This window comes from Yoonia sp. R2-816 (assembly GCF_046762905.1).
In the GTDB taxonomy this organism is placed as follows: Bacteria; Pseudomonadota; Alphaproteobacteria; order Rhodobacterales; family Rhodobacteraceae; genus Yoonia.
On record NZ_JBKQXN010000179.1, the window covers coordinates 1 to 21,162 of the forward strand.

General features: G+C 59.1%; 22 protein-coding genes, 1 tRNA gene and 1 pseudogene. 14 read left to right on the forward strand and 10 right to left on the reverse strand.

What is annotated here, in order from left to right; genetic code table 11:
* The first annotated feature begins 322 nt into the window (after positions 1–322).
* Genes ACFWW2_RS07430 through ACFWW2_RS07440 form a run of 3 tightly spaced genes read left to right on the forward strand, consistent with a single transcriptional unit; the run spans position 323 to position 2,789 of the window.
* Entirely contained in the window at positions 323–631 is a 309-nt protein-coding gene (locus ACFWW2_RS07430) for a DUF3489 domain-containing protein (protein ID WP_393927247.1), read from the forward strand.
* Entirely contained in the window at positions 628–1,113 is a 486-nt protein-coding gene (locus ACFWW2_RS07435) for a DUF2924 domain-containing protein (RefSeq protein WP_393927249.1), read from the forward strand. The genes ACFWW2_RS07430 and ACFWW2_RS07435 overlap by 4 nt, the downstream gene beginning before the upstream one ends.
* Positions 1,110–2,789: a recombinase family protein gene (locus tag ACFWW2_RS07440; RefSeq protein ID WP_393927250.1), complete on the forward strand. Its 1,680-nt coding sequence runs from the start codon at positions 1,110–1,112 to the stop codon at positions 2,787–2,789. Before ACFWW2_RS07435 ends, ACFWW2_RS07440 begins: the two co-directional genes overlap by 4 nt.
* A 203-nt stretch (positions 2,790–2,992) precedes the next feature.
* Here the strand turns inward: ACFWW2_RS07440 and ACFWW2_RS07445 are convergent.
* The 4 genes from ACFWW2_RS07445 to ACFWW2_RS07460 all read right to left on the reverse strand — a co-directional run bounded on the left by ACFWW2_RS07445 (position 2,993) and on the right by ACFWW2_RS07460 (position 6,694).
* Positions 2,993–3,069, reverse strand: a tRNA-Arg gene (locus tag ACFWW2_RS07445).
* Positions 3,070–3,130: 61 nt separating this feature from the next.
* On the reverse strand, positions 3,131–4,531 hold the full coding sequence (locus tag ACFWW2_RS07450) for a sensor histidine kinase (protein WP_393927252.1): 1,401 nt from the start codon (positions 4,529–4,531) through the stop codon (positions 3,131–3,133).
* Between the two features lie 18 nt (positions 4,532–4,549).
* Positions 4,550–5,968 carry a dihydrolipoyl dehydrogenase family protein gene (locus ACFWW2_RS07455; RefSeq protein WP_393927254.1) on the reverse strand — a complete coding sequence of 473 codons (1,419 nt, stop codon included), beginning with the start codon at positions 5,966–5,968 and terminating at the stop codon, positions 4,550–4,552.
* A 3-nt stretch (positions 5,969–5,971) separates the two neighbouring features.
* On the reverse strand, positions 5,972–6,694 hold the full coding sequence (locus tag ACFWW2_RS07460) for a TVP38/TMEM64 family protein (protein ID WP_393927434.1): 723 nt from the start codon (positions 6,692–6,694) through the stop codon (positions 5,972–5,974).
* Positions 6,695–6,992: 298 nt separating this feature from the next.
* On the opposite strand from ACFWW2_RS07460, the gene rpmH reads away from it, so the two are divergent.
* The 3 genes from rpmH to yidD all read left to right on the forward strand — a co-directional run bounded on the left by rpmH (position 6,993) and on the right by yidD (position 7,752).
* Entirely contained in the window at positions 6,993–7,127 is a 135-nt protein-coding gene (rpmH, locus tag ACFWW2_RS07465; RefSeq protein WP_007204042.1) for a 50S ribosomal protein L34, read from the forward strand.
* 83 nt (positions 7,128–7,210) lie between these two features.
* Positions 7,211–7,534 carry a ribonuclease P protein component gene (gene rnpA, locus ACFWW2_RS07470; protein ID WP_393927256.1) on the forward strand — a complete coding sequence of 108 codons (324 nt, stop codon included), beginning with the start codon at positions 7,211–7,213 and terminating at the stop codon, positions 7,532–7,534.
* The gene (gene yidD, locus ACFWW2_RS07475) at positions 7,531–7,752 is read left to right on the forward strand and encodes a membrane protein insertion efficiency factor YidD (RefSeq protein WP_393927259.1); all 222 of its coding nucleotides are present in this window, start codon (positions 7,531–7,533) and stop codon (positions 7,750–7,752) included. Before rnpA ends, yidD begins: the two co-directional genes overlap by 4 nt.
* Here yidD and ACFWW2_RS07480 read toward each other — a convergent pair.
* The 3 genes from ACFWW2_RS07480 to ACFWW2_RS07490 form a co-directional block, all read right to left on the reverse strand.
* On the reverse strand, positions 7,749–8,681 hold the full coding sequence (locus ACFWW2_RS07480) for a YwqG family protein (RefSeq protein ID WP_393927261.1): 933 nt from the start codon (positions 8,679–8,681) through the stop codon (positions 7,749–7,751). The two genes, yidD and ACFWW2_RS07480, sit on opposite strands and share 4 nt — an antisense overlap.
* A gap of 39 nt (positions 8,682–8,720) precedes the next feature.
* Positions 8,721–9,257: a DUF3833 family protein gene (locus ACFWW2_RS07485; protein ID WP_393927263.1), complete on the reverse strand. Its 537-nt coding sequence runs from the start codon at positions 9,255–9,257 to the stop codon at positions 8,721–8,723.
* Positions 9,258–9,395: 138 nt separating this feature from the next.
* On the reverse strand, positions 9,396–9,983 hold the full coding sequence (locus tag ACFWW2_RS07490; protein ID WP_393927264.1) for a DUF1353 domain-containing protein: 588 nt from the start codon (positions 9,981–9,983) through the stop codon (positions 9,396–9,398).
* Between the two features lie 49 nt (positions 9,984–10,032).
* Between ACFWW2_RS07490 and ttcA the strand changes: the two genes are divergently transcribed.
* The 8 genes from ttcA (at position 10,033) to ACFWW2_RS07530 (ending at position 16,786) form a co-directional block, all read left to right on the forward strand.
* Positions 10,033–10,890: a tRNA 2-thiocytidine(32) synthetase TtcA gene (gene ttcA, locus ACFWW2_RS07495; protein ID WP_393927265.1), complete on the forward strand. Its 858-nt coding sequence runs from the start codon at positions 10,033–10,035 to the stop codon at positions 10,888–10,890.
* A 119-nt stretch (positions 10,891–11,009) separates the two neighbouring features.
* Positions 11,010–12,812, forward strand: a complete 1,803-nt coding sequence (gene yidC / locus ACFWW2_RS07500; RefSeq protein ID WP_393927267.1) for a membrane protein insertase YidC — start codon at positions 11,010–11,012, stop codon at positions 12,810–12,812.
* On the forward strand, positions 12,813–13,568 hold the full coding sequence (locus ACFWW2_RS07505; protein ID WP_393927269.1) for an MOSC domain-containing protein: 756 nt from the start codon (positions 12,813–12,815) through the stop codon (positions 13,566–13,568).
* A gap of 1 nt (position 13,569) precedes the next feature.
* A complete protein-coding gene (yihA, locus tag ACFWW2_RS07510; RefSeq protein WP_393927271.1) occupies positions 13,570–14,217 on the forward strand; it encodes a ribosome biogenesis GTP-binding protein YihA/YsxC in 648 nt (215 codons plus the stop codon).
* Positions 14,218–14,234: 17 nt separating this feature from the next.
* The gene (gene argB, locus ACFWW2_RS07515; RefSeq protein ID WP_393927272.1) at positions 14,235–15,092 is read left to right on the forward strand and encodes an acetylglutamate kinase; all 858 of its coding nucleotides are present in this window, start codon (positions 14,235–14,237) and stop codon (positions 15,090–15,092) included.
* 60 nt (positions 15,093–15,152) lie between these two features.
* Positions 15,153–15,656, forward strand: coding sequence for a hypothetical protein (locus ACFWW2_RS07520; protein ID WP_393927273.1), 504 nt, complete (start codon positions 15,153–15,155; stop codon positions 15,654–15,656).
* Positions 15,657–16,262: a ferredoxin gene (locus ACFWW2_RS07525; RefSeq protein ID WP_393927274.1), complete on the forward strand. Its 606-nt coding sequence runs from the start codon at positions 15,657–15,659 to the stop codon at positions 16,260–16,262. It abuts the gene before it with no gap.
* On the forward strand, positions 16,259–16,786 hold the full coding sequence (locus ACFWW2_RS07530; RefSeq protein WP_393927276.1) for a SixA phosphatase family protein: 528 nt from the start codon (positions 16,259–16,261) through the stop codon (positions 16,784–16,786). The genes ACFWW2_RS07525 and ACFWW2_RS07530 overlap by 4 nt, the downstream gene beginning before the upstream one ends.
* A gap of 40 nt (positions 16,787–16,826) precedes the next feature.
* Here ACFWW2_RS07530 and ACFWW2_RS07535 read toward each other — a convergent pair whose 3' ends face one another.
* From ACFWW2_RS07535 to ACFWW2_RS07545, 3 genes and pseudogenes are all read right to left on the reverse strand, one after another.
* Positions 16,827–17,618 carry an amino acid ABC transporter ATP-binding protein gene (locus tag ACFWW2_RS07535; RefSeq protein ID WP_393927277.1) on the reverse strand — a complete coding sequence of 264 codons (792 nt, stop codon included), beginning with the start codon at positions 17,616–17,618 and terminating at the stop codon, positions 16,827–16,829.
* Between the two features lie 12 nt (positions 17,619–17,630).
* A pseudogene (locus ACFWW2_RS07540) lies at positions 17,631–18,287 on the reverse strand (amino acid ABC transporter permease); the annotation flags it as partial.
* Between the two features lie 1,210 nt (positions 18,288–19,497).
* Complete coding sequence (locus ACFWW2_RS07545; RefSeq protein WP_393927279.1) at positions 19,498–21,069, reverse strand: amino acid ABC transporter permease; 1,572 nt, start codon at positions 21,067–21,069, stop codon at positions 19,498–19,500.
* Between the last annotated feature and the right edge of the window lie 93 nt (positions 21,070–21,162).

Consider the following 21,162-nt stretch of genomic DNA (forward strand, 5'->3'; position numbering starts at 1 on the left):
ATCGACTCCCCACGCTGCCAGCGATCCCAGATCTCGGCACGCTGTTCTGCTGAATAATAAATCCTGCGACGATACTTCATTCAAAACATTCCATCTCTTCCTAAAGGTTAAAGTGTTGCGTCCACCAGTTGAGACCACCGCGCATCGCAGACATTGACGCGACATCCTGCGATTGTCATGCGCGGTGCATTTTTCGACTGGACTTGTGCTGAACAAGAAGCGGTAGTGTCTGTGCGCTTTGCGTGAGTCTCTGCCCGATGTGTCGGGCTTTGGTCAGTACTGGGGGACAAGTTGCCCACAGGATCTGAACAAGGAGACAGCAATGACGACGACCAATGCGCATCAAAAGCTGGCGGGTAAACCAAGCAAACCGACGGCAAAACGTAAGACTGCTGCAAAACCCACACGCAAGAGCTTGCTGATCAAGGCTTTGTCAAAGGCGAAGCCAGTCACGGCTGCCCGGATTGCAACAGCGCTCTCGCTGCAGCCCCATTCGGTGCGGGCCGCGATCAGTGGGTTGCGTAAGGAAGGCCTGGTGGTGGAAACGATCAAGTCGCCAAGCGGTGGACCAGCAAGCTACAAGATTGTCCCGCAGGCAGAGGAAAGTGCGAAGCAGGGCAATGGTTCATGAGGGTGCGCGTTCATAAGATCGATGTTGTTAACACCCTGGCAGCGATTGCGTCGGTTGAGCGTGCAGAGCTTCTCGCTCGCTGGCGCTGTGTCCATGGTGCGCCACCGCCCAAGAGCCTGTCGGTCGGGTTCTTGCGGAAGGCCCTGAGCTATGAGGCTCAGGTCGCAGCCCGGGGAGGGCCAAAACCCCAGGTGCTGCGTGATCTGAAGCGACAGGCGACATCTGACACGGCCGCATCCCCCAAGGCGGGCCTGGCGCCCGGAACCCAGCTGGTCCGTGAATGGAACGGGCGGACGTATCGCGTGACAGTCTCAGAGGCAGGTTTTGTGATGGCGGGGCAAACATGGACCTCGCTCTCCGCCCTGGCGCGACACATTACCGGCGCCCATTGGTCCGGCCCACGCTTCTTTGGACTGGGCAAAGGTCACCGCCAAGCACCTGCAAAGACAGCGGTGCCGCCTGCGGGGTCGGAACAGCGATGACGCCGCAACATGCGGCGGCAAAGTCGCGACGCAAAATCCGCTGCGCGATCTATACGCGCAAATCAACCGATGAGGGTCTGGAACAGGACTTCAATTCTCTGGATGCCCAGCGAGAGGCCTGCGAAGCCTATGTAGCCAGCCAGAAAGCGGAAGGATGGGTGCTGGTCGCGGAGCCGTTTGATGATGGCGGCTATTCCGGCGGGACATTGCAGCGCCCGGCCTTGCAGCGCTTGTTGGCAGCCATCGCGCAGCGCCAGATCGATCAGATCATCGTCTACAAGATCGACCGGTTGACCCGCTCACTCGCGGACTTCTCCAAGATCGTTGACCAACTGGATGCGGTGGAGGCCAGCTTCGTCTCCGTCACACAATCCTTCAACACAGCCACCAGCATGGGGCGGCTGACACTGAACATGTTGCTCAGCTTTGCCCAGTTCGAACGTGAGGTGACCGCGGAGCGGATCCGGGACAAGATCGCCGCCTCGAAGCGCAAGGGGCTCTGGATGGGCGGATCGGTGCCCCTTGGATACCTCGCAGAAGGCCGCACGCTCAAGATCGACCCGGACACAGCACCCACGATCAGGCGCCTTGTCCAACTCTATCATGAGCATGCGAGCATTGTTGCCGTCACGAGATGCGCCAGGGAGGAAGGGCTTTGCACCCGGGCCGTCACGGACACCGCAACAGGACAAAAGCGCGGCGGCAATCCATTGAGCCGCACCCATATCCACCAGATCCTCAGCAACCCGATCTATGCCGGGCGCATCCGGCATCACAAAGCGATCTATGAAGGACAGCATCCGGCCTTGATTCCGCCGGATGAGTGGGAGGCCCTTCAAGTGCAACTCAGTACAGATGCAGCACGCCGACGGGGCAGCCAAAACCGCCGCGAACGTGCAGCCCTCTGTGGCAAGATCTATGATGAACGAGGAGAGACGCTGACCCCCACACATACGGTCAAGGGCAAGACCCGCATCAGGTATTACATCTCCCGCTGCCTTGTGAGCGGTGCAGCCAAGGATCATCCCGATGCCTGGCGCTTGCCAGCTGTCAAACTCGAAGATGAGATCGCCGCGTGCATCAATGCGAAGCTGGCAGATGCCGCCTTCGTCGCAGCCCTGCTGCCAGAAGCCGATGCGGCCACGCTCCAACATACAGTCACTGCCTCAACACGCTTTGCGGAGGAAAACACGAAAAAACCGACCGCAAAAACGTTACAACTCATTGCGCGCATCGATCTCGGAACTCCCCGGATCCGACTCACACTTGATGCAATCCAACTAGCGCAGATCCTCATGATCGACCAAGAGATGCTGGATGACACGCATCTCGCTTGTGAAGATACGTTCACGCTGAAGCGGCGCGGCGTCGAAACGCGGATCATCCTTGGTCAGGCGGGGGCCAACATCGATCCGGTTCTCTTGCGCAACATCCATCAGGCGCGGCTCTGGTACAGCGAGATCATCGCAGGTAAGACCATCGCACAACTGACAGCGCGCGATGGCGTCTATCGTGGCCAACTCAGCCGCCATCTCAACCTGGCCTTTCTGGCACCTGATCTCCTTGCGCAGATCACCACCGGCCATCAGCCTTCTGGCTTCACATCCGAATGGCTGAAGACCCATGATTTACCCGCGGATTGGGACGCGCAACGCGCCTTGTTCAAGGCGCTGTAAACGCCCTTCAAAAAACCAGTTCAATCCCGTTCTGCTCGCACTCAGAAAACGGACCCGACGCGTCGGGCAAAAGAGACGGGCGGGCGAAACGGTGCGGAGATTCCCGCAGGTCAGGTCTCACGGGCCGGAACCGCATCGCAAAGGGCCCGAAATCCCAAGAGAATATCAAGGCGAAAAAACGTTCAAAAACAGATGGTTAGGTGTGGCGGACTGGGGAGGATTCGAACCCCCGACCCCTTGATTCGTAGTCAAGTACTCTATCCAACTGAGCTACCAATCCGCGTATCGGGGGATTTAGACCCGAGAGCGCCGTGATGCAAGGCCCAATCGGGATTCTTTGTTCATTCGGCGGCAGGTGCCAGTGCCAGGTCTTCCTTGGGCAAGTGGATCCTGAACGTTGTGCCGGTCTCGTCGGTGCGCTCCAGTTCCAGTCGCCCGCCATGCCCCCGCACAAGATCCCCGGCGATCACAAGGCCCAGCCCGGATCCGCCCTTGCGGACCCCGCCCTCAAAGGGCTTGAACAGATGTTCCTGCGCCTTCTTTGGCAGGCCGGGCCCGGTGTCGGTCACGTAAAGATGCCAGGCGGCCTCGTCCTCTTCGGCGCGGACGACAATCTCGCCCGGTTGGTTGGTCGCCATGATCGCCTGACGGGCATTGCGCACCAGGTTCGAGATCACCCGGTATAGCTGTTCATCATCGGCCCGCAAGGTCATGCTGGCGGGGACGTCCTCGGCAAATGACAGATCATATTCGCCCACGGCCAGGCGTTCGGCATCAATCACTTCGCCCACAATCTTGGCTAGGTTCACCCTGGTCAGCGCCGGTGCCGGTTCATCCACCCGGCCAAACGCCAGCGTGTTTTCACACAGGCTGACCGCCCGGGCGATTGAACTGACAAGTTTCGGTGCCATCCGACGCACCAGCGGATCCTCGGAGCTTTCGATCCGGTCGGTGAACAGCTGGGCCGAGGTCAGGATATTGCGCAGATCATGGCTGACCTTGGCGACGGCACCACCCAGCTGCGCTAGCCGTTCCTTTTGCTTGAGCGCACCGGTCAACTGGGTTTGCATGGATTGCAGCGCCTCTTCGGCATCGCGCAGTTCCTTCACGCCGGCGGTGGGGGTGATGATCTTGCGCGCATCCTCCGGGGCTGTGGCATAGTCTTTCATATGGTCAACAACGCCCTGGATCGGCCGGACCAGCAGGATGCGGACCGCCAGAAACAAAAGGCCAGCCGTGATGATCGAGATAAAGGCGGACAGGATCAGAATGTTGCGACCATATTCCAGCAAGGCACCGCGCAGGGGCATTTCGTCCATGGTGACTTCGATCAGCAGGCCACCGTCACGCACAGGGTTTCCAATGACCCGGATGATCCGGTCTTCGGTGTTGAGGATCGTGCGCATGGCATCGGCGATCAGCATCATGCCAGACGGATTACGCATGTCGTAAGTAGCCGTGATCGGGGATGGAATAGGTGATGACAGGGCCAGTTGACGGATCTCATCGCGGCGCAGCACCACGTTGTAGACTTCGGCGTTTCTGAGCAACTCCGCCTCGAGCGCGGGCGAAATCATGTCATCCGCCTCAAGCGCCAATGATGCGATCTGCGCCCTCTCAAGCCGTGCCAGCAGGTAATCCTCGCGGAACCGCGCAACCGATGGCACAAAGATAAAAACCTCGGCCAGCATCACGAAAATGATCGTGAGGATCAGGAAGCGACCTGAGAGGGAATTGATCATTGCGTCTTCGTCTCTGGGTTAAGGCAGCCAGCGCTGCACAAAGCCGACCACTTTTTTGACGGTCGGATTTTCAAATAGTCTGGGGCTAAAATAGGCACCAGCGGCGCGTTTGTTAACCTCGCTAATGGTCGGATATGGCAGAACCGTATTGGCGATGGCAGACATCTTCATCTTATTGGCAATCGCCATGGCCCACATGCCGATCAATTCGCCTGCCAGATGACCGGCGATGGATGCGCCCACAGGCTTGCCCTTGACCACCATCACCTTGATCAGACCCTTGGTTTTCCGCTCGGCAATCAACCGATCATTGTGATGGAAATCAAAGCGGACGACCTCAAGCTGGGCGCCGTATTTCTTCTTCGCCTGCTCTTCGGTCAGGCCGACTTGGGCCAATTCCGGGTCCGTGTAGGTGGCCCATGGGATGTGATCGGTCCGCTGTTTGGATGGCAACCCAAATAGCATCGACCGGATCAGAACACCGGCGTGATACCCGGCCACATGGGTGAATTGCAGCCCACCGGCCACGTCACCTGCGGCATAAACTTTCTTGTTGGTCACTGACCGCAGATCAGGCCCCACCTTCAACCCGCCCCGATGATGGGCAATACCGCCCGCATCCAGATCGAGCTTTTCGATATTCACCTTACGCCCCACTGCCATCAGCAGATGTGAGCCGGTGAAATCGCCCTTTGGGGTGTGCACGGTAATGGCGTCACCCTTGCCGCTGATCTTTTCGGCCTGTGCCTCTTCAACGATGTTGATGCCTTCCGCGCGCAGATTATCAAGCACGATCGCGGCCATCTCCGGGTCGTCCTTACCAAAGGCTTTCATGCCTTCAATGACTGTCACCTCACACCCCAGACGGCGATGTGCCTGCGCCATTTCCATCCCGATGGGACCGCCGCCGATGACAATCAGATGCTTGGGCTTCTCACGCAAATCAAAGATGTCTTCGTTGGTATAGTGCTTGACCGTATCCAGACCGGGAATTGGCGGCACAAAGGGGCCAGAGCCAGTGGCCACGACAAAGCGCCGCGCCTCGATGATGTTATCGCCCGCCTGTACCTCTGTCTTTGAGATGAACTTGCCAAACTCTTCGATCACCTGAACGCCAAGGCCTTCAAAACGCTCCACACTGTCGACCGGTGCAATCGTCGCGATGACATCATGTACATGGTCCTTGGCGGCGGCATAATCGACCTTTGGTTCCACTTCACCCACGCCCAGCTTTTCGCCGTGGGACATGGCATAAGCTTGTTTCGCTGATGCAATCAGCGCCTTGGATGGCACGCAACCGTAGTTCAGGCAATCACCACCCATCTTGTGGCCTTCAAGCAGAACCACCTTGGCCCCCATCTGCACCGCGCCGGCCGCGATAGACAAACCGCCAGAGCCGCCACCGATGATGCAGATATCTGTTTTGATCCGGCTCATGATTTACAGACCTTTCTTGCCGCGCACGGCCTTGATGATGATGGGAAGAGCGGCCAAAGCACACAGGCCCAGAATTGGCAGCAAGATTTTCGGCTCAAAGATGATGCCAAGGTTCGGGGTTTCGCCACTGGCAAAAACCTCGCCCAGACCGGCACCGACAGAGGTGTAGACAACCGCACCGGGGATGATGCCCAGGAATGTTGACACGGCAAAGCGAAACAGCGGGACACCGACCAGCGCAGGCACCAGATTGGCGACAAAGAACGGCACGGCAGGGACCAGGCGGATCAGAAACAGCATCTCCCACTGGTTGTTATCAATGCCTTCCTTGATTTTCTTCACCGACCCTTCGGAATTTTCCATCTTGGCGGCCAGTTTTTCACCCAACCCCCAGCGGGCAGCCAGAAAAATGCCTATGGCCCCAAGGGTTGCACCGGTGATGTTGAACAAGGCACCGGGGAATGTCGCAAACAGAAATCCGCCCGTCAGGGTTGCGATGGTGGCACCTGGAAGCGAAAAAGCGACAATCACGACATAGGCCGCGATGAATACCAACACGGTCAGCAGATAATTGTTGTCGCGGAACTGGATCAGCGCTTCACGATTATCGGCAAGTGCCTGAAACGACAGATAGTCGCGCAGGTAAATCGCGCCCAGCACCGCCACAACAATGATGGTCAGCAGCGGTAAGTTGCGTAACAGCGGGTTGGCGGGTTTGTCTGTCATCTCGGTCATCTTTCCGTCCTATGGGTGCGTTTGGCGTTGACCGTTAGATGGACGGAAGGCTGCGTTCGCGATACCCACCTCACGGCCCATTGATGAATTGCCCCCCGCTTGTTTCAGTTTTCCGGGGGCTGATCACGAAACCTGTAACATTTGGCCGGTCCGAATTGTCCCAAATGTTGCAATTTGACCCACCGATGCGCGTTGACATGAGGCAGTGCCCCCTCTAAACGGCAGGTCTGAATTGTTGATCGGCTTCGAATCCCCATGCTGGATTTGGCCAAGAACCGGAGAGAACGCGATGAAGCGCACGTTCCAACCATCCAACCGGGTTCGCAAGAACCGCCACGGTTTCCGCGCACGCATGGCCACCAAGGCCGGGCGCAAGATCCTGAACGCACGTCGTGCCAAGGGCCGTGCGAAGCTGAGCGCGTAAGCGCGTCCAGTTTCTTGACTGATTTGAAACCGCCGGTTGGGCCAGATGATGGCACTCCGGCGGTTTCCGTTTGTCTGACAACCATGAAGAAGCGTGCCGATTTCATCCGCGCCTCCCATGCGCTTCGCTTTAGCACCCCCGGCATTCACCTGCAGGCGCGGCAGCGCGCCGAGGGTGAGGCGTCGGGCATCCGCGTCGGATACACCTGTTCCAAAAAGGTGGGCAATGCAGTTGCCCGCAACCGGGCCAAGCGCCGACTGCGCGAAGTGGCGCGGCTGGTGCTGCCGGAACTAGGGCGCGACGGCTGGGACTATGTGCTTGTCGGCCGCAAGGATGTGACGGCCGCCCTACCCTTTGATACACTCATCGCCGATCTCAAACGCGCGTTGAAAAAGGTGCATTCATGACACCTTTGGCCTATCTCGTCTCGCTCCCCGTACGGGCCTACCGGGTCGTGCTGTCGCCGTGGGTGGGCCACGGCTGCCGGTTTCAGCCCACGTGTTCGGCCTATGCGCTGGAGGCACTGGAAAAGCACGGAGCCATCAGGGGCAGCTGGCTGACGATCCGCCGGATCGGGCGGTGCCACCCATGGGGCGGGTCTGGGATCGATAACGTCCCGGACTAGCTGCAATCCCAGTTATAGGCGACCTTGTCGAACCGACGGTCAGCAAGGTCGGCCTTTGAGGTCAGGAAACACGCCTCGCCTGTATCGCCCCAGCAAATCTCGACCCCGGTTTCGCGATCAAGCACGAACCCCAACTGCAATAGCACCTCGCTCAGCTCAGGATCCGTACCGGTGCGGCGAAAGTCCTCCTGCGTGAAATCGGGGTGACCACCGTAGTATATCTCTGAGGGTTTGGCCGCGGTCAGATCCTCGTGCAGCGTGTCCCATAATTCGCCGGGGCAGTCGGGATACCAGCCCTCTGTCAGCTCTCGCACAGCGGTGCTGTTGGGCGATACCGGCCCGGTTGCCACCTGCCCTGTCAGTCGCCGCCCCTTCAGCGTCAGTTCGTCGTTGAATGGTGTGAATTCCCACCCCCCATCCGGCAGATCCTGCCGCACCAGCGCCTCGGCATCTTCGTGATAGGCGACATGAAACCCCTTGTTTGCAAGCGACGGAAACGCGCACCCATTCAGGTTATCGTCCATAACAAAGAACGACAGGACCCCTTGTGCCGGATATCCATCCAGCGGTGGCATGTCGGCATAATTGATCTGTGCCAGAAAGATCATCGGTTTGCCGTTGGCGTCCTGCGGCCAAGGCGCATCGGCCGGCAGGCTGGGCCGCCCGCCAATGGATGAATGTGCATCATCGGCAACAGGTCCTTTGGCCATGGTCAGTGCAATTGCGGGGCGGGCCAGGGCTGCGGCCTTGTTGCGGGCGTCCTGCACGATAGCGGGCCAATCCCGGTCGTCCTGCCGGGATTTTGGTGGTGTCGGCTTCTTACCGGCGAAGTAATCGTCGGCCTTTTCGCCCTGCCGCTCGCGCCACAAAATGAACCCGACCACGGCAATTGTCGCGACAAGGGCCAGCGCCCCGATCAAGTTTCCCATAAGGCCAATCCCTCACGTCCCGAGACGGCGCGAAATCCGTCAGTTCTTCTCGAATGATATCGTCACAACGCCGATATCAAACCCGTAACGTTTCACATAGGCGAGGTTCAGCAGACGGTCTTCGGACAACAGCCACATCCAGTCGTCGAAGGTCACGCGGAGGGTTTCGGATGTGCCGTCGGCAGAGGGGACAGGCAGATCGATTTCGTATACCCAATTGAAACGATTGTCTTTTTCCTGCCCGGTGGCCTGCCCGATCACGCCCGGGGCGGTGCCTGTCCAGCTATCCGGGCCGGTCTTGGTCAGGGTCCAGATCCGCTGTTCAGTTGATCCGTCCTCATAGACGAAATCCTCGACCAGGCGCAGCCGCTCTCCGTCCCAATCACCCTTGATATCAACGACAAAACTGCGGCGCACCGTGCCGAGCACATCCTGAAACTGGCCGTAGGCTACCAGTTCACCGTCAAAGAATTCCTCCATGTTCAGCTTGCGGTCACTGAGGCTGGGATCGTCGAATGATGGTTTTCCGGTGCAGGCGGCAAGCGCCAGAAAGGCGAAAGTAATCAGGATGCGCATGATGGTTTTCCTTCTGTCCAACCCTGACCTAGCGCGGCGCTTCAGGTGGGCAAATTCCCCAAAAATTACTGTCGGCATCACGTCGGACTTGCGTCGGCAAAGCGTCGGATCCCGTCGTGCATGCACGGTAGGGTTCGGTTAAGATCTGCTAATATAGCATTGACCGTGACCCGCGGTCTGCGGAGCCAACTGGCAGGTGATGTCCGGATCGCAGATATCAACAAAGCGCTCTTGCGCACCTCGGCGATAGCCTGGTCCGCCAAACAGACGCAGCGCCGCAAAAATCGCCCAGATCCGCAAGGGGCCAACCTTGGCCGCCTGCATGGCTGCCCGCATGATATTGTCGGCAAAGCGGCGGTCCTGTTCAGTCGACCCGCGCCCACTGACGTCCTGCCACGCAATGTAAAGGTAGTCATGTATGATCGCCGCCTCCAGCCACGGCCCCACCCGCCCGATCAGGAACCGAAACAGGCGCGGTACGCTGGTCAGGTCGGTGATCAGGCCCTGCGGCACGGCCAATGGTATCCAGACACCATCAGGATCCTGCCATGACGCCAGAAACGGGCGGCCCAGCAGATAATCCGTATCCTCTCCGTTGCGCATCCTGACCGCATCTTTCAGCCTCAGCAGGACCAGCGCGCTGTCATAACGAAAACCCGCCACCTCGGTTGGCGCATCGGGGTAAGGGTTTACCGGTTCAGGGGGCGCATCATGACGCTTAATCATTCACAAAACCTCTTGGCGGACCTCGCGGGGCGCGGTAGGGCTTTCACCCATGCTTGACGATACAGAAATCCACCCGCTTTTCCACGGTGCGCCTTCCAGCACCGAGTTCAAGAAGCTGCGCAAACGCATCGTGCGATATACCCGCGAGGCGATCGAACAGTATGGGATGGTGCCCCCTCAGACAGGCCAGAAACCGGACAAATGGCTGGTCTGCCTGTCAGGTGGCAAAGACAGCTATACCCTGCTCGCCACTTTGTACGAGCTGAAGTGGCGCGGCCTGCTGCCTGTCGATCTGATCGCCTGCAATCTGGATCAGGGGCAACCTGGGTTTCCCGCGACGGTCCTGCCGGAGTTTCTGGGAAAGATGGGTGTGCCTCATCGGATCGAATACCAGGACACCTATTCCATCGTCATGGACAAGGTGCCGGCGGGGCGGACATTCTGTGCGCTGTGTTCGCGGCTACGGCGGGGAAACCTGTACCGGATCGCCCGCGAAGAGGGCTGTTCAGCCGTGGTGTTGGGCCACCACCGGGACGATATTCTCGAGACGTTTTTCATGAACCTGTTCCACGGCGGGCGTCTGGCCACGATGCCGCCAAAACTGGTCAACGAGGAAGGCGATCTGTTTCTCTATCGTCCCCTTGCCCATGTGGCCGAGGCCGATTGCGAGAAATTCGCCAAGGCCATGAATTATCCGATCATTCCCTGTGATCTGTGCGGGTCGCAGGACGGGTTGCAGCGCCAGCAGGTCAAACAGATCCTGGATGGCTGGGAAAAGAACAGCCCCGGACGCAGGCAGGTCATGTTCCGCGCCCTCATGAACGCGCGGCCATCCCATCTGCTCGACCCGAAACTGTTCGATTTCGCGGGGCTGACGCTTGCGGCGGACACTGCGCCGCACGAATAGGCCTGACGATGATCACAACTGCCCTGTTTGGTCGCAAATAAGGCAAAACCGCTTGACCTTTCGGCCCCCGGCAGGTTGAACGGCCTTCAGAATTTTATGTGGAAATGGGCGACTTTCAGATGGACGAGCAGAATAGGAACCTGATCCTGGCGACGGTGCTGAGCTTTGCCGTCATCATGACATGGACGTTGTTGTTCCCGCCCGAGGAGATCCCAGTCGAGCCGACCGTCGAACAAAGCGTCAGTACCGATGGCGGTGCCGTGCCCGCCGCCGAGGCCCCAACAACCACCGGGGCCGTCACAACCCCCGATCAGGAACCGACCGCCGAAGCGGAAGCCGCGCGCATCGCCATTCAAAACAGCTCTGTCTCCGGTTCCCTTTCTTTGCGTGGCGGGCGGATCGACGATCTGGCCCTGACCAATTACCGCGAAACGCTGGATGAAGATGCCGAAACCGTTCGTCTGATGCGCCCCGCGGGCGAAGCTGATGCCTATCTTGCCCTTTTCGGCTGGACCGGAGACCGCGATGTTGCCCCGAATGATGATACTGTCTGGACTCTGGTCGAAGGGGAAACACTGACGCCTACAACGCCCGTCACCTTGCAATGGGACAATGGGCAGGGTCAGGTGTTCCAAACCAAGATCTCGATTGATGATGAGTTTATGTTCAGCTTTGAACAGACGCTCATCAACAACGGCGGTGGCGTCTTCAACTCCCGCCCCTATGGTCTGATCCGGCGCTATTCGGAACCGGATGACCTCAAGAACTTCTTTATTCTGCACGAAGGCCTTGTGCGGATGGCCGATGGCGAATTGTCAGAGATTGACTATGACGAAGTGGTCGATCTGGTGCCCAGCGACGAAGACGCACGGGTCGAGGTACAGCAGAACGGTTGGATCGGCTGGACCGATCACTACTGGATGACCACGCTGATCCCCGAACAGGGCGCACCCTTCCGCGCCACTGTCCGCCATTTCGACAATCGCGATATCTATCAGGCTGAAGCGATTATGCCTGCGGAAAGCGTTGCGGCCGGTGCATCCACAACCGTCACCACCCGGTTCTTTGCCGGGGCCAAGGAATGGGAAGCGATCCGCCATTACGAGAACGAAGGCGGCGTTGGCGGTTTTCTGGACAGCATTGACTGGGGCTGGTTTTTCTTCCTGACCAAGCCGATCTTTGCCGTGCTGCACTATCTGAACGCCGTGATCGGCAATATGGGCTGGGCGATCATTGCGCTGACCGTGTTCCTCAAGGCGCTGGTGCTGCCGCTGGCCTATAAATCCTACGTCTCCATGGCGCGCATGAAAGAATTGCAGCCGGAGATGGAGAAGCTGAAGGAAAAAGCCGGCGACGACCGGCAAGCCATGCAGCAAGGCATGATGAAGCTTTACAAGGATAACAAGGTCAACCCGGCTGCGGGCTGTCTGCCGATCCTGCTGCAAATTCCGATCTTCTTCTCACTCTACAAGGTGATCTTTGTCACCATCGAATTGCGCCATGCCCCGTGGTTCGGCTGGATCGATGACCTCAGCGCGCCTGATCCGTCCTCTATCCTGAACCTGTTCGGCCTGTTGCCATTTGCCGGGCCAGAGCCCGGATCGATCCTCGCCCTGCTCTTTATCGGAATCCTGCCGATCCTGTTAGGTGTGTCGATGTGGCTGCAGCAAAAGCTGAACCCGGCCCCGACAGACCCAACCCAACAGATGATCTTTGCCTGGATGCCATGGGTTTTCATGTTCATGCTGGGGTCGTTCGCCTCCGGTCTGGTGATCTACTGGATCGCCAACAACATCATCACCTTCATCCAGCAATACGCCATCATGCGCAGCCACGGGGCCAAGCCGGATGTGTTCGGCAATATCAAGTCCAGCATCAAGCGGAAGAAACCCGTCGACCTCGACAAGAAAGAGGGCAAGTAGATGATCACTGTCGCCGCGTTGTGGCGGCATCCGATCAAAAGCCACGGGCGTGAGACGTTGGATGAGGTCACGCTGGTCACCGGCCAGACCATGCCGTGGGACAGGCACTGGGCCGTCACCCATGACCGGACCAAGTTTGATGCCGCAAACCCCGAATGGGTGTCTTGCCGGAACTTCATGATCGGTGTGACAACCCCCGGTCTGGCTGGCATCTGGGCCAAGCTGGACGAGGATGCACGCAGCCTGACACTGACCCATCAGGATCTGGGCGAGTTGCAATTTGCCCCCGACGATCCAGCGGATCAGGCCCGGTTTCTGGCCTGGGTCGCGCCCTTATGCCCGCCTGACCGGTTTCAGCCCACCGGGCTGGTTGCCGCCCCCGACCGGGGCATGACCGACAGCAACTACCCCACCGTGTCGATCATGACCTATGCCAGCCACAAGGCGGTGCAGGGCCGTCTGGGCCGCAGGCTCGAGATGGAGCGCTGGCGCGGGAATATCTGGTTGGACGGTACCGGCCCGTGGGAAGAGTTCGAGTGGATTGATCGCGAAATCCAAGTGGGCGATGCGGTTCTGCAGGTCCATGAACCCATCGAACGTTGCGCCCATACCAAGGCGAACCCGCGCACCGGGCAGCGCGACACCGACACGCTGGCGGTTTTGCGCGACGGCTGGGACCACCAGAATTTCGGTGTCTATGCGACCGTGATCAAGGGCGGTAAGGTCGGCCTCAATGACACGGTTAAGGTGGGCTAAGATGGAATTACGCTTTCCCGAGGTCGAAACCCCCGACGACGCCGCGCTTGAAAAAGGGCGGCGGTTGTTTGCAGGCGAAACCGAATTCCTCAAAGGCGTGGTCGCAATGGACGGCCTGCCCCCTGCGGACCGGGTCGAGGTTTGCTTTGCCGGGCGGTCCAACGTGGGCAAATCCTCCCTGATCAACGCACTGACCGGGCGTAAGGGGCTGGCGCGTGCCTCCAACACGCCGGGGCGCACGCAGGAAATCAACTTTTTCACCGCAGGCGAAATCTATGTGGTCGACCTGCCCGGCTACGGCTTTGCCAACGCGCCAGTTGCGGTTGTCGAGAAATGGCAGCGGTTGCTGAAGCAGTATCTGCAGGGCCGCCAGACGCTGCGCCGGGTCTTTGTCCTGATCGATGCACGGCACGGGGCCAAGGCGGTGGATGAGGAAATCATGTCCCTTCTCGACAGTGCTGCGGTGACGTTCCAGGTGGTCATGACCAAGACGGACAAAATCAAGGGCAAGGCACTGGACGAAGCGTTGGCTAAAACACGCGCCGCATTGGTCAAACACCCCGCCGCCTTTCCCGAGATCATCCTGACCTCTTCCGAAAAGGGCGACGGGATCGCGACGCTGCGCGCCGTCATCGCGGGCGTGGAATGAAGAAAAGGACCGAAGACATGAACCGTGACTGGATCGCAACCGCACGCACACTGTCCGAGGCCCTGCCCTATCTGCAGCGCTATTCGGGTGCAATCGTCGTTGTGAAATTCGGTGGCAACGCCATGGGCGACGCCGATGCGATGGCCGAATTCGCCCGCGATATCGTGCTGATGCGTCAGGTCGGCATGAACCCCGTCGTGGTGCATGGCGGCGGCCCGATGATCAACCAGATGCTGGACAAGCTGGGGATCAAATCGGAATTCGTGCGCGGCAAGCGGGTGACCGACAAGGACACTGTCGAAGTCGTCGAAATGGTGCTGACCGGGTTGGTCAACAAACGCATCGTGCAGGCGATCATGGACGAAGGCGGGCGTGCTGTCGGCCTGTCGGGCAAGGATGATGACCTGATGGTGGCGGAGGCCGACGACCCCGAACTGGGCTTTGTCGGCAAACCGGTGGAAATGAACGTGCAGGTGCTGCGCGATCTTTACAGTGCCGGGATCATTCCCGTGGTGGCCCCGGTGGCGACCGGCATGGACATGCTGGAAACCTTCAACGTCAATGGTGATACCGCCGCCGGTGCCATTGCTGGCGCGCTGAAGGCGGACCGGCTGCTGTTGCTTACCGACGTACCCGGCGTCAAGGACGCGAGTGGCGAGGTTGTGACGCAGCTGACCACCGATCAGGTCGGCGCGATGATTGCTGATGGCACGATCGCTGGCGGGATGATCCCCAAGACAGAAACCGCGCTTGCCGCGCTGGAACAGGGCGTGCGTGCGGTGGTTATTCTGGACGGACGATTGCCCAATGCCTGCCTGCTGGAGTTGTTTACCGAACACGGGGCCGGGTCGATCATTCGCGAACCGCGCGATTGAAGGACCTGCACCACGGTCGAAACTGTGCTATGTGACATCCGTTCTTTAAGGGAGATGACGATGAAACTGCTTTCCTGCGCTGCCTTTGCCCTGACACTTTCCACCACATCCGCCTTGGCCATCGACCCCTGCCTTGTCGGACAATGGGAGGTCGACGGTCAGAGCCTGGCCGATGCCATGGGCGCCCAGATGGGCGGCAGTGCGCGCCATGATGGCGGGTCGGCCAATCTGCAGATTTCGGATGCAGGCGACATGTCGATGACCATCGATGATCTGGTGATCACCGCACAGATGCCCGATGTGCCACCCATGGCGATCACCATCAGCGGCGCATCGCAAGGAACGCTAAGTGCAGATGATAACGACTATATCGCGGATGTGACGGACTATGCACTTGTCGGTTCAGCCGACGTCATGGGCACCCGCATGGATATCCCGATCACCACGGCCGATGGCGGCGGTTGGGGCCAGTCGCGCGGCAATTTCAGTTGTAGCGACGATGTGCTGACCTTCGTGCCAGACGCCCCCGGATCAATACCCCCGTCATGGACCCGCGTGCGCTGAATGGGGCTGAATGACAGGCTGCGCCGGGTTGGCCTGCGCCCATTGGGCGAATGCCAGGACGGCGCCGATGTCATCACGCTGATCGGGCCAGACGAACCACATTTCTGGCCCATTTTTCGTGCCAGCCCGGAATATGGCGATGGCGCCCCCAACCCGCTGGATCGCTGGTCGGCCCGGGTGGTCAACACCATCGCGGCCGAGCACAACGGTACGGCCATCTTTCCCTTTGGCGGGCCGCCATATGCCCCGTTTCAAAATTGGGCGCTGAAAAGCGGGCGCTGCTGGACCTCGCCCATTGGGTTTCTTGTGCATGAAGATGCGGGGCTTTTCGTGTCGTTCAGGGGCGCCATCCGGCAGCCGGACCGCGCGGTGATCGGCACCGGGCCGTGTCCGTGCGATACCTGCAAAGGCCAACCCTGCAAGGCCGCCTGCCCCGTCGATGCGTTTGCCGACGGCTATGACGTGGATCGGTGCAAGACCTATCTGCGCAGCCCCGATGGGGCCAGTTGCATGACACGCGGCTGTGCCGCCCGCCGCGCCTGCCCTGTGGGTCAAGGGAACCGCCTGCCCGATCAAGCCGCATTCCACATGAAAGCCTTCCTATGACCAAACGCCTGATCCTGATCCGCCACGCCAAATCCAGCTGGAGCGATCCGTTTGCCGATGATCATGCCCGCGTCCTGAACGACCGCGGGCGGGCCTCTGCCCCGGCAATTGGGTCGTGGATGGCCGAGCATGGGTATATGCCTGATATCATTTTGTGTTCAGACGCGACCCGGACACACGAAACCGCGGATCTGATCATGCAGAAACTGGACCCAAAGCCCGAATTGCACCTGTCGCCCCAGATTTACCACGCAGCCCCGCTGACATTGCTGGAACTGATCCAGCGGCAGACGGCGGACTGCATCGCCCTGATTGGGCACAATCCGGGCATCGGGATGCTGGCCAACCTGCTGGTCAAATCAGCGCCCGATCACACGCGGTACAGCGACTATCCAACCTGTGCCACAGCCGTTATCGATTTCGAGATTGATGGTTGGGCTGACGCTGGCCAACGGGGCGGCACATGCGTCGATTTCACTGTGCCACGCGATCTGATCGGAACCAGCCGCACCGACATCGACTAGCGCCACGAGGCCCCGGCGCAAGGCCGGGGCGACGTTGTGCTTAGTGGCCGAGGATCTGGCTCAGGAACAGCTGCGTCCGCTCTGATTGCGGGTTGAGGAAGAATTCTTCCGGCTCGTTCTGTTCCACGATCTGGCCTTGGTCCATGAAGATGACGCGGTTGGCGACCTGGCGGGCAAAGCCCATCTCATGGGTCACGCAGAGCATGGTCATGCCTTCCTCGGCCAGTTCGATCATCGTATCCAGCACTTCCTTGATCATTTCGGGGTCAAGGGCCGATGTGGGCTCATCAAACAGCATGATGCGCGGTTTCATGCAGAGCGACCGGGCGATGGCCACACGCTGCTGCTGACCACCGGACAACTGGCCGGGATATTTGTCGGCCTGTTCGGGGATCTTGACCTTTTCGAGGAAATGCATCGCGATTTCCTCGGCCTCTTTCTTGGGGGTCTTGCGGACCCAGATCGGGGCGAGGGTACAGTTTTCAAGGATCGTCAGATGCGGGAACAGGTTGAAGTGCTGAAAGCACATGCCGACCTCTGACCTGATCTTGTCGATGTTTTTCAGATCCGAAGAAAGCTCGGTGCCGTCCACGATGATCTGACCGGCCTGATGTTCCTCAAGCCGGTTGATGCAGCGGATCAGGGTCGATTTGCCGGACCCCGACGGGCCGCAGATCACGATCCGCTCGCCGCGCTGCACGGTCAAGTTGATGTCGCGCAGCACATGGAACGTCCCGTACCACTTGTTCATATTCGTAATCTCGATCGCCACCTCGTCAGAGACCTGCATTTGGCTGCGATCAATCTCGCGTTCTTTTGTCATTTCAACCATTGTCAGGTCTCCTTAGCGGTTTTCACGCTGGAGTTTCTTCTCCAGGTAAAGTGAATAGCGGCCCATGCTGTAGCAGAAGATAAAGAACAGCAGACCGATGAAGATGAACAGCTCCCAATAGATGCCGTTCCAGTCGGTCGAGGCACGGATCGCGTTGGTCAGGCCAATCGGGTCCAGCAGGCCGATAAACACCACCAAAACCGTATCCTTGAACAGACCGATGAAGGTATTGACGATCCCCGGGATCGAGATTTTCAAGGCCTGCGGCAGGATGATCAGCCGCATCGATTGCCAGTAATCAAGTCCCAGACTGTCTGCACCTTCGTACTGGCCCTTTGGCAATGCGGCCAGACCACCCCGGATCACCTCGGCAATATAGGCCGCCGAAAACAGGGTCACCATGATGATCACCCGCAGCATCAGGTCGAAATTTGTCCCGGGCGGCAGAAAGTAGTTCAGCAGCAGTGATGCCGTGATCAGCCAGACGATCAGCGGGACACCGCGGATCACCTCGATAAAGGCGACACTGGACTTGTTGATGATCAGCAACGGCGACTGGCGACCCAACGCCAACAGGATGCCCAGCGGCAGCGACAGCACGATACCGGACACACCGATAATCATCCCCAGCGTAAAGCCACCAATCTCGCGGCTTTGCACCGGTTCAAGCCCGACACGGCCAAGCGTGGCATAGGTGCTTTCAAGCGCATCCCGCAGGGTGGCAGCCTGTTCCTCTGCAGCCAAAGTCTCTTCCAGCGCCTGACGCTCCTCTGGGGTTGCGTCACCCGCGCCGTCAAGCGACAGCAGATTAGCCACCGCATCCGGCAGATTGGCACGCAACTCGGCTGCCCTTTCGGTCACTCCAGGCAACTGCGCGTTCTGCGCTTCCAACAGCCGGGTTCTAGTCAGCAGGCCGCGCGCCTCGGACAGATCCTCGTCCAGCAAGAAGGTTTCCACCGCCAGTTCGGATGCCTCGCGGCGCGCTGCCATCAAAACATCCATCTGGGCGAGCAATGCACTGCGCGCTGTCTCAAACGCCGGTGTTCCGGGGTTGTTCAAGCGCTGCGCCAATGCCTCTTCCAGCAAGGCATCCTTTGTCGCCACTTCTTCATTGACGCGGGCAATCAGCCCATCGCGCTCCGCCTCAAGCGCTTCAAGACGGGGGGTCATTTCATCGACCATCGCACTCAGTGCGGCGGTTTCGCTTTCGATCCGTGCTTCGCCGACGACGCGGTGCAGCGTATTGGTCGCCCATGGGGTAATCAGGCCCCACCATATGACCGCCACCACAATAGCACTGATCACCCCGACAATCGCACCGCCAATCTTCGACAATTCGCGCAGCGCCAGGTACCCCACAACAAAGCCCAACAGGACCAGCAATGGGCTCCAGATCGAACCACCCCAGATCAGCCAGACAGCCAGAAACGGATAGACGAGCGAGAACCACATCATCTGTCTCGGCAATTGTGCCGAAAACAGGACCGGTGCAAGTGCCACGAAGAACAGAGCAAAGGCCAGCACCGGACGCCAGTACAGATCAGATGGATAGAAACCAAAGATCAGCTGCACCCAGCGGTCAGTGATCACCGCAAAACATGCCCCGTCATGGCTCCCCAAACCGTCAACCGACAACACCTGCCGACATTCGGTCAAGGACCCTGCTGTCCAGACGCTATTGGCCAGCCACGGGATCAACCCTGACAAGGCCCAGTAGACGATCAACAGCGAAAGAATAGTCAGGATAGCGTTCAACCAGCTTGAAAACAGGTTTTCCCGCAACCATTTCACGGCACCCTTTTCGCGAAGCGGCGGTTCAGCTTCCGACAACATCTGTGTGCGAACAAAGGTGCTGGATTGTGCGTGTGTATCAGACATCCTAGCGCTCCTTCAGAGTGTTGCGGTTGTTGTAAAAGTTCATCACGGCCGAAATCGCGATACTGAGGGCGAGATAGAACATCCCCATTAGCAAGATACCTTCCAGCTCTCGCCCGGTCTGATTGATGGTGATGCCCCCCAGCGTGGCGCGCACATCCATATAGCCGACCGCAATGGCAAGCGATGAGTTCTTCGTCAGGTTCAGGAATTGCGAAATCAGCGGTGGCACAATCACCCTGAGCGCCTGCGGCAGGATCACCAGCCGCATCGTCCGGTTCGGGCGCAGACCCAGGGCAAAGGCAGCTTCGGACTGCCCCCGGCTGACAGCCAGAATACCGGCACGTACAATTTCAGCAATGAAGGCACCGGTATAGAGCGACAATGCAAGCCATAGGGCAATCAGCGGGTTACGGACCTGAAAACCGCCCTCGAAACGCGGGATGCCGCGTTCCGTCATAACGGGGTAATGCACCTCAACCACGCGGCCTTCGACCAGTTGGTCACTCAGCACGGCGATGGGTTCATTGAACAGTGGTGTCGCCTCAATCTCGGCGATCAGGGCATCCGCTTCGGATGCATCGACGATGATCAAGCTGCAATTGCCCGCAGCCAGCGCCTTGCGGGCGTCATCGTCGCCGAAAAAGTCACCGCGGCGAAAGTTCACTTCGGTGCTTTGCATATAGCGTTCGGCGTTGATCGTTGAAGCCTCGCTCGGGATGCTGCAGAAATTGATCCGGCCACTTGCTTCGGCATAGCTGGCCAGGTCCATACCGCTTTGTGCACCCAAGGCCACAAAGACCTGATCATTGCGCTGCGACACGGCGCTCAGCGCGAAATAGCCCAGCACCATCGGCACGATCAGCACGCCCAGCGCGGGCAGGAAGACCGGCACGATACGTCCCGTTTCGGCCTGAATGGCCCGGGCGCGGCGGCGCAGGAACACGATGCCGGCCATGCAGGCAATCAGGACCAGCGACAGGATCCAGGCCAGGCTTGACCAGGCGAGGCCCGGCATGAACGTCCCTTGATTTGTGACAGCGACTGAACCCAGAAACATCTCGTTCTGGGCGATGCCATCCGCGTTGGGGCGGAACGTATTTGGGGGATCCATGCCTTCCGTGAACAAGGCGAAAATGGCGATAATCCACAGCAAAAGCGGGACATTCCGGAAGCCTTCGACATAAACAGCCGCCAGGCGCGACACGACCCAGTTATTGGACAGCCGCAGAACGCCGATGATCACGCCAATGATGGTCGCCATAATGCAGCCCAGCGCCGACACCAATATGGTGTTGGTCATGCCGACCAGCGCGGCACGGGCATGTGTCATGGAGTTGTCGTAAGCGATCGGCCGTTGATTGATATCGTAGCCGGCCCGCGACCCCAGAAAGCTGAAATTGAATTCCTTGCCAAGATTGGCGAGGTTCTGAACAGTGTTGTTGATCAGCCAATAAAACGCGATGCACAGCAGGATCAGGGCAACCACCTGAATAGTGATCGAACGATAGCGTGTATCATAGATGAGTTGGCTTGGCCGAAAGGCAGCTTTCGGCGGGTCGGTCAACGTCGACATATATATCTCCCGGTGGCTCCCGATATTGTCGTGCAGGCTTCAGTTGATCCGAATGTCACTGCACGCGGGATGCGCTTTTATCAGCACACTAGC

Bases quoted from the DNA above. Each gene is read 5' to 3' on its own strand.
- ACFWW2_RS07545 (WP_393927279.1), bottom strand. From the start codon at position 21,069: ATGTCGACGTTGACCGACCCGCCGAAAGCTGCCTTTCGGCCAAGCCAA.
- ACFWW2_RS07535 (WP_393927277.1), bottom strand. From the start codon at position 17,618: ATGGTTGAAATGACAAAAGAACGCGAGATTGATCGCAGCCAAATGCAG.
- rpmH (WP_007204042.1), top strand. From the start codon at position 6,993: ATGAAGCGCACGTTCCAACCATCCAACCGGGTTCGCAAGAACCGCCAC.
- argB (WP_393927272.1), top strand. From the start codon at position 14,235: ATGAACCGTGACTGGATCGCAACCGCACGCACACTGTCCGAGGCCCTG.
- ACFWW2_RS07505 (WP_393927269.1), top strand. From the start codon at position 12,813: ATGATCACTGTCGCCGCGTTGTGGCGGCATCCGATCAAAAGCCACGGG.
- ACFWW2_RS07440 (WP_393927250.1), top strand. From the start codon at position 1,110: ATGACGCCGCAACATGCGGCGGCAAAGTCGCGACGCAAAATCCGCTGC.
- rnpA (WP_393927256.1), top strand. From the start codon at position 7,211: ATGAAGAAGCGTGCCGATTTCATCCGCGCCTCCCATGCGCTTCGCTTT.
- ACFWW2_RS07480 (WP_393927261.1), bottom strand. From the start codon at position 8,681: ATGGGAAACTTGATCGGGGCGCTGGCCCTTGTCGCGACAATTGCCGTG.
- ACFWW2_RS07490 (WP_393927264.1), bottom strand. From the start codon at position 9,983: ATGATTAAGCGTCATGATGCGCCCCCTGAACCGGTAAACCCTTACCCC.
- ACFWW2_RS07525 (WP_393927274.1), top strand. From the start codon at position 15,657: ATGGGGCTGAATGACAGGCTGCGCCGGGTTGGCCTGCGCCCATTGGGC.
- ACFWW2_RS07485 (WP_393927263.1), bottom strand. From the start codon at position 9,257: ATGCGCATCCTGATTACTTTCGCCTTTCTGGCGCTTGCCGCCTGCACC.
- yidC (WP_393927267.1), top strand. From the start codon at position 11,010: ATGGACGAGCAGAATAGGAACCTGATCCTGGCGACGGTGCTGAGCTTT.
- ACFWW2_RS07455 (WP_393927254.1), bottom strand. From the start codon at position 5,968: ATGAGCCGGATCAAAACAGATATCTGCATCATCGGTGGCGGCTCTGGC.
- ACFWW2_RS07530 (WP_393927276.1), top strand. From the start codon at position 16,259: ATGACCAAACGCCTGATCCTGATCCGCCACGCCAAATCCAGCTGGAGC.
- ACFWW2_RS07520 (WP_393927273.1), top strand. From the start codon at position 15,153: ATGAAACTGCTTTCCTGCGCTGCCTTTGCCCTGACACTTTCCACCACA.
- ACFWW2_RS07450 (WP_393927252.1), bottom strand. From the start codon at position 4,531: ATGATCAATTCCCTCTCAGGTCGCTTCCTGATCCTCACGATCATTTTC.
- ACFWW2_RS07435 (WP_393927249.1), top strand. From the start codon at position 628: ATGAGGGTGCGCGTTCATAAGATCGATGTTGTTAACACCCTGGCAGCG.
- yihA (WP_393927271.1), top strand. From the start codon at position 13,570: ATGGAATTACGCTTTCCCGAGGTCGAAACCCCCGACGACGCCGCGCTT.
- ACFWW2_RS07430 (WP_393927247.1), top strand. From the start codon at position 323: ATGACGACGACCAATGCGCATCAAAAGCTGGCGGGTAAACCAAGCAAA.
- yidD (WP_393927259.1), top strand. From the start codon at position 7,531: ATGACACCTTTGGCCTATCTCGTCTCGCTCCCCGTACGGGCCTACCGG.
- ttcA (WP_393927265.1), top strand. From the start codon at position 10,033: ATGCTTGACGATACAGAAATCCACCCGCTTTTCCACGGTGCGCCTTCC.
- ACFWW2_RS07460 (WP_393927434.1), bottom strand. From the start codon at position 6,694: ATGACAGACAAACCCGCCAACCCGCTGTTACGCAACTTACCGCTGCTG.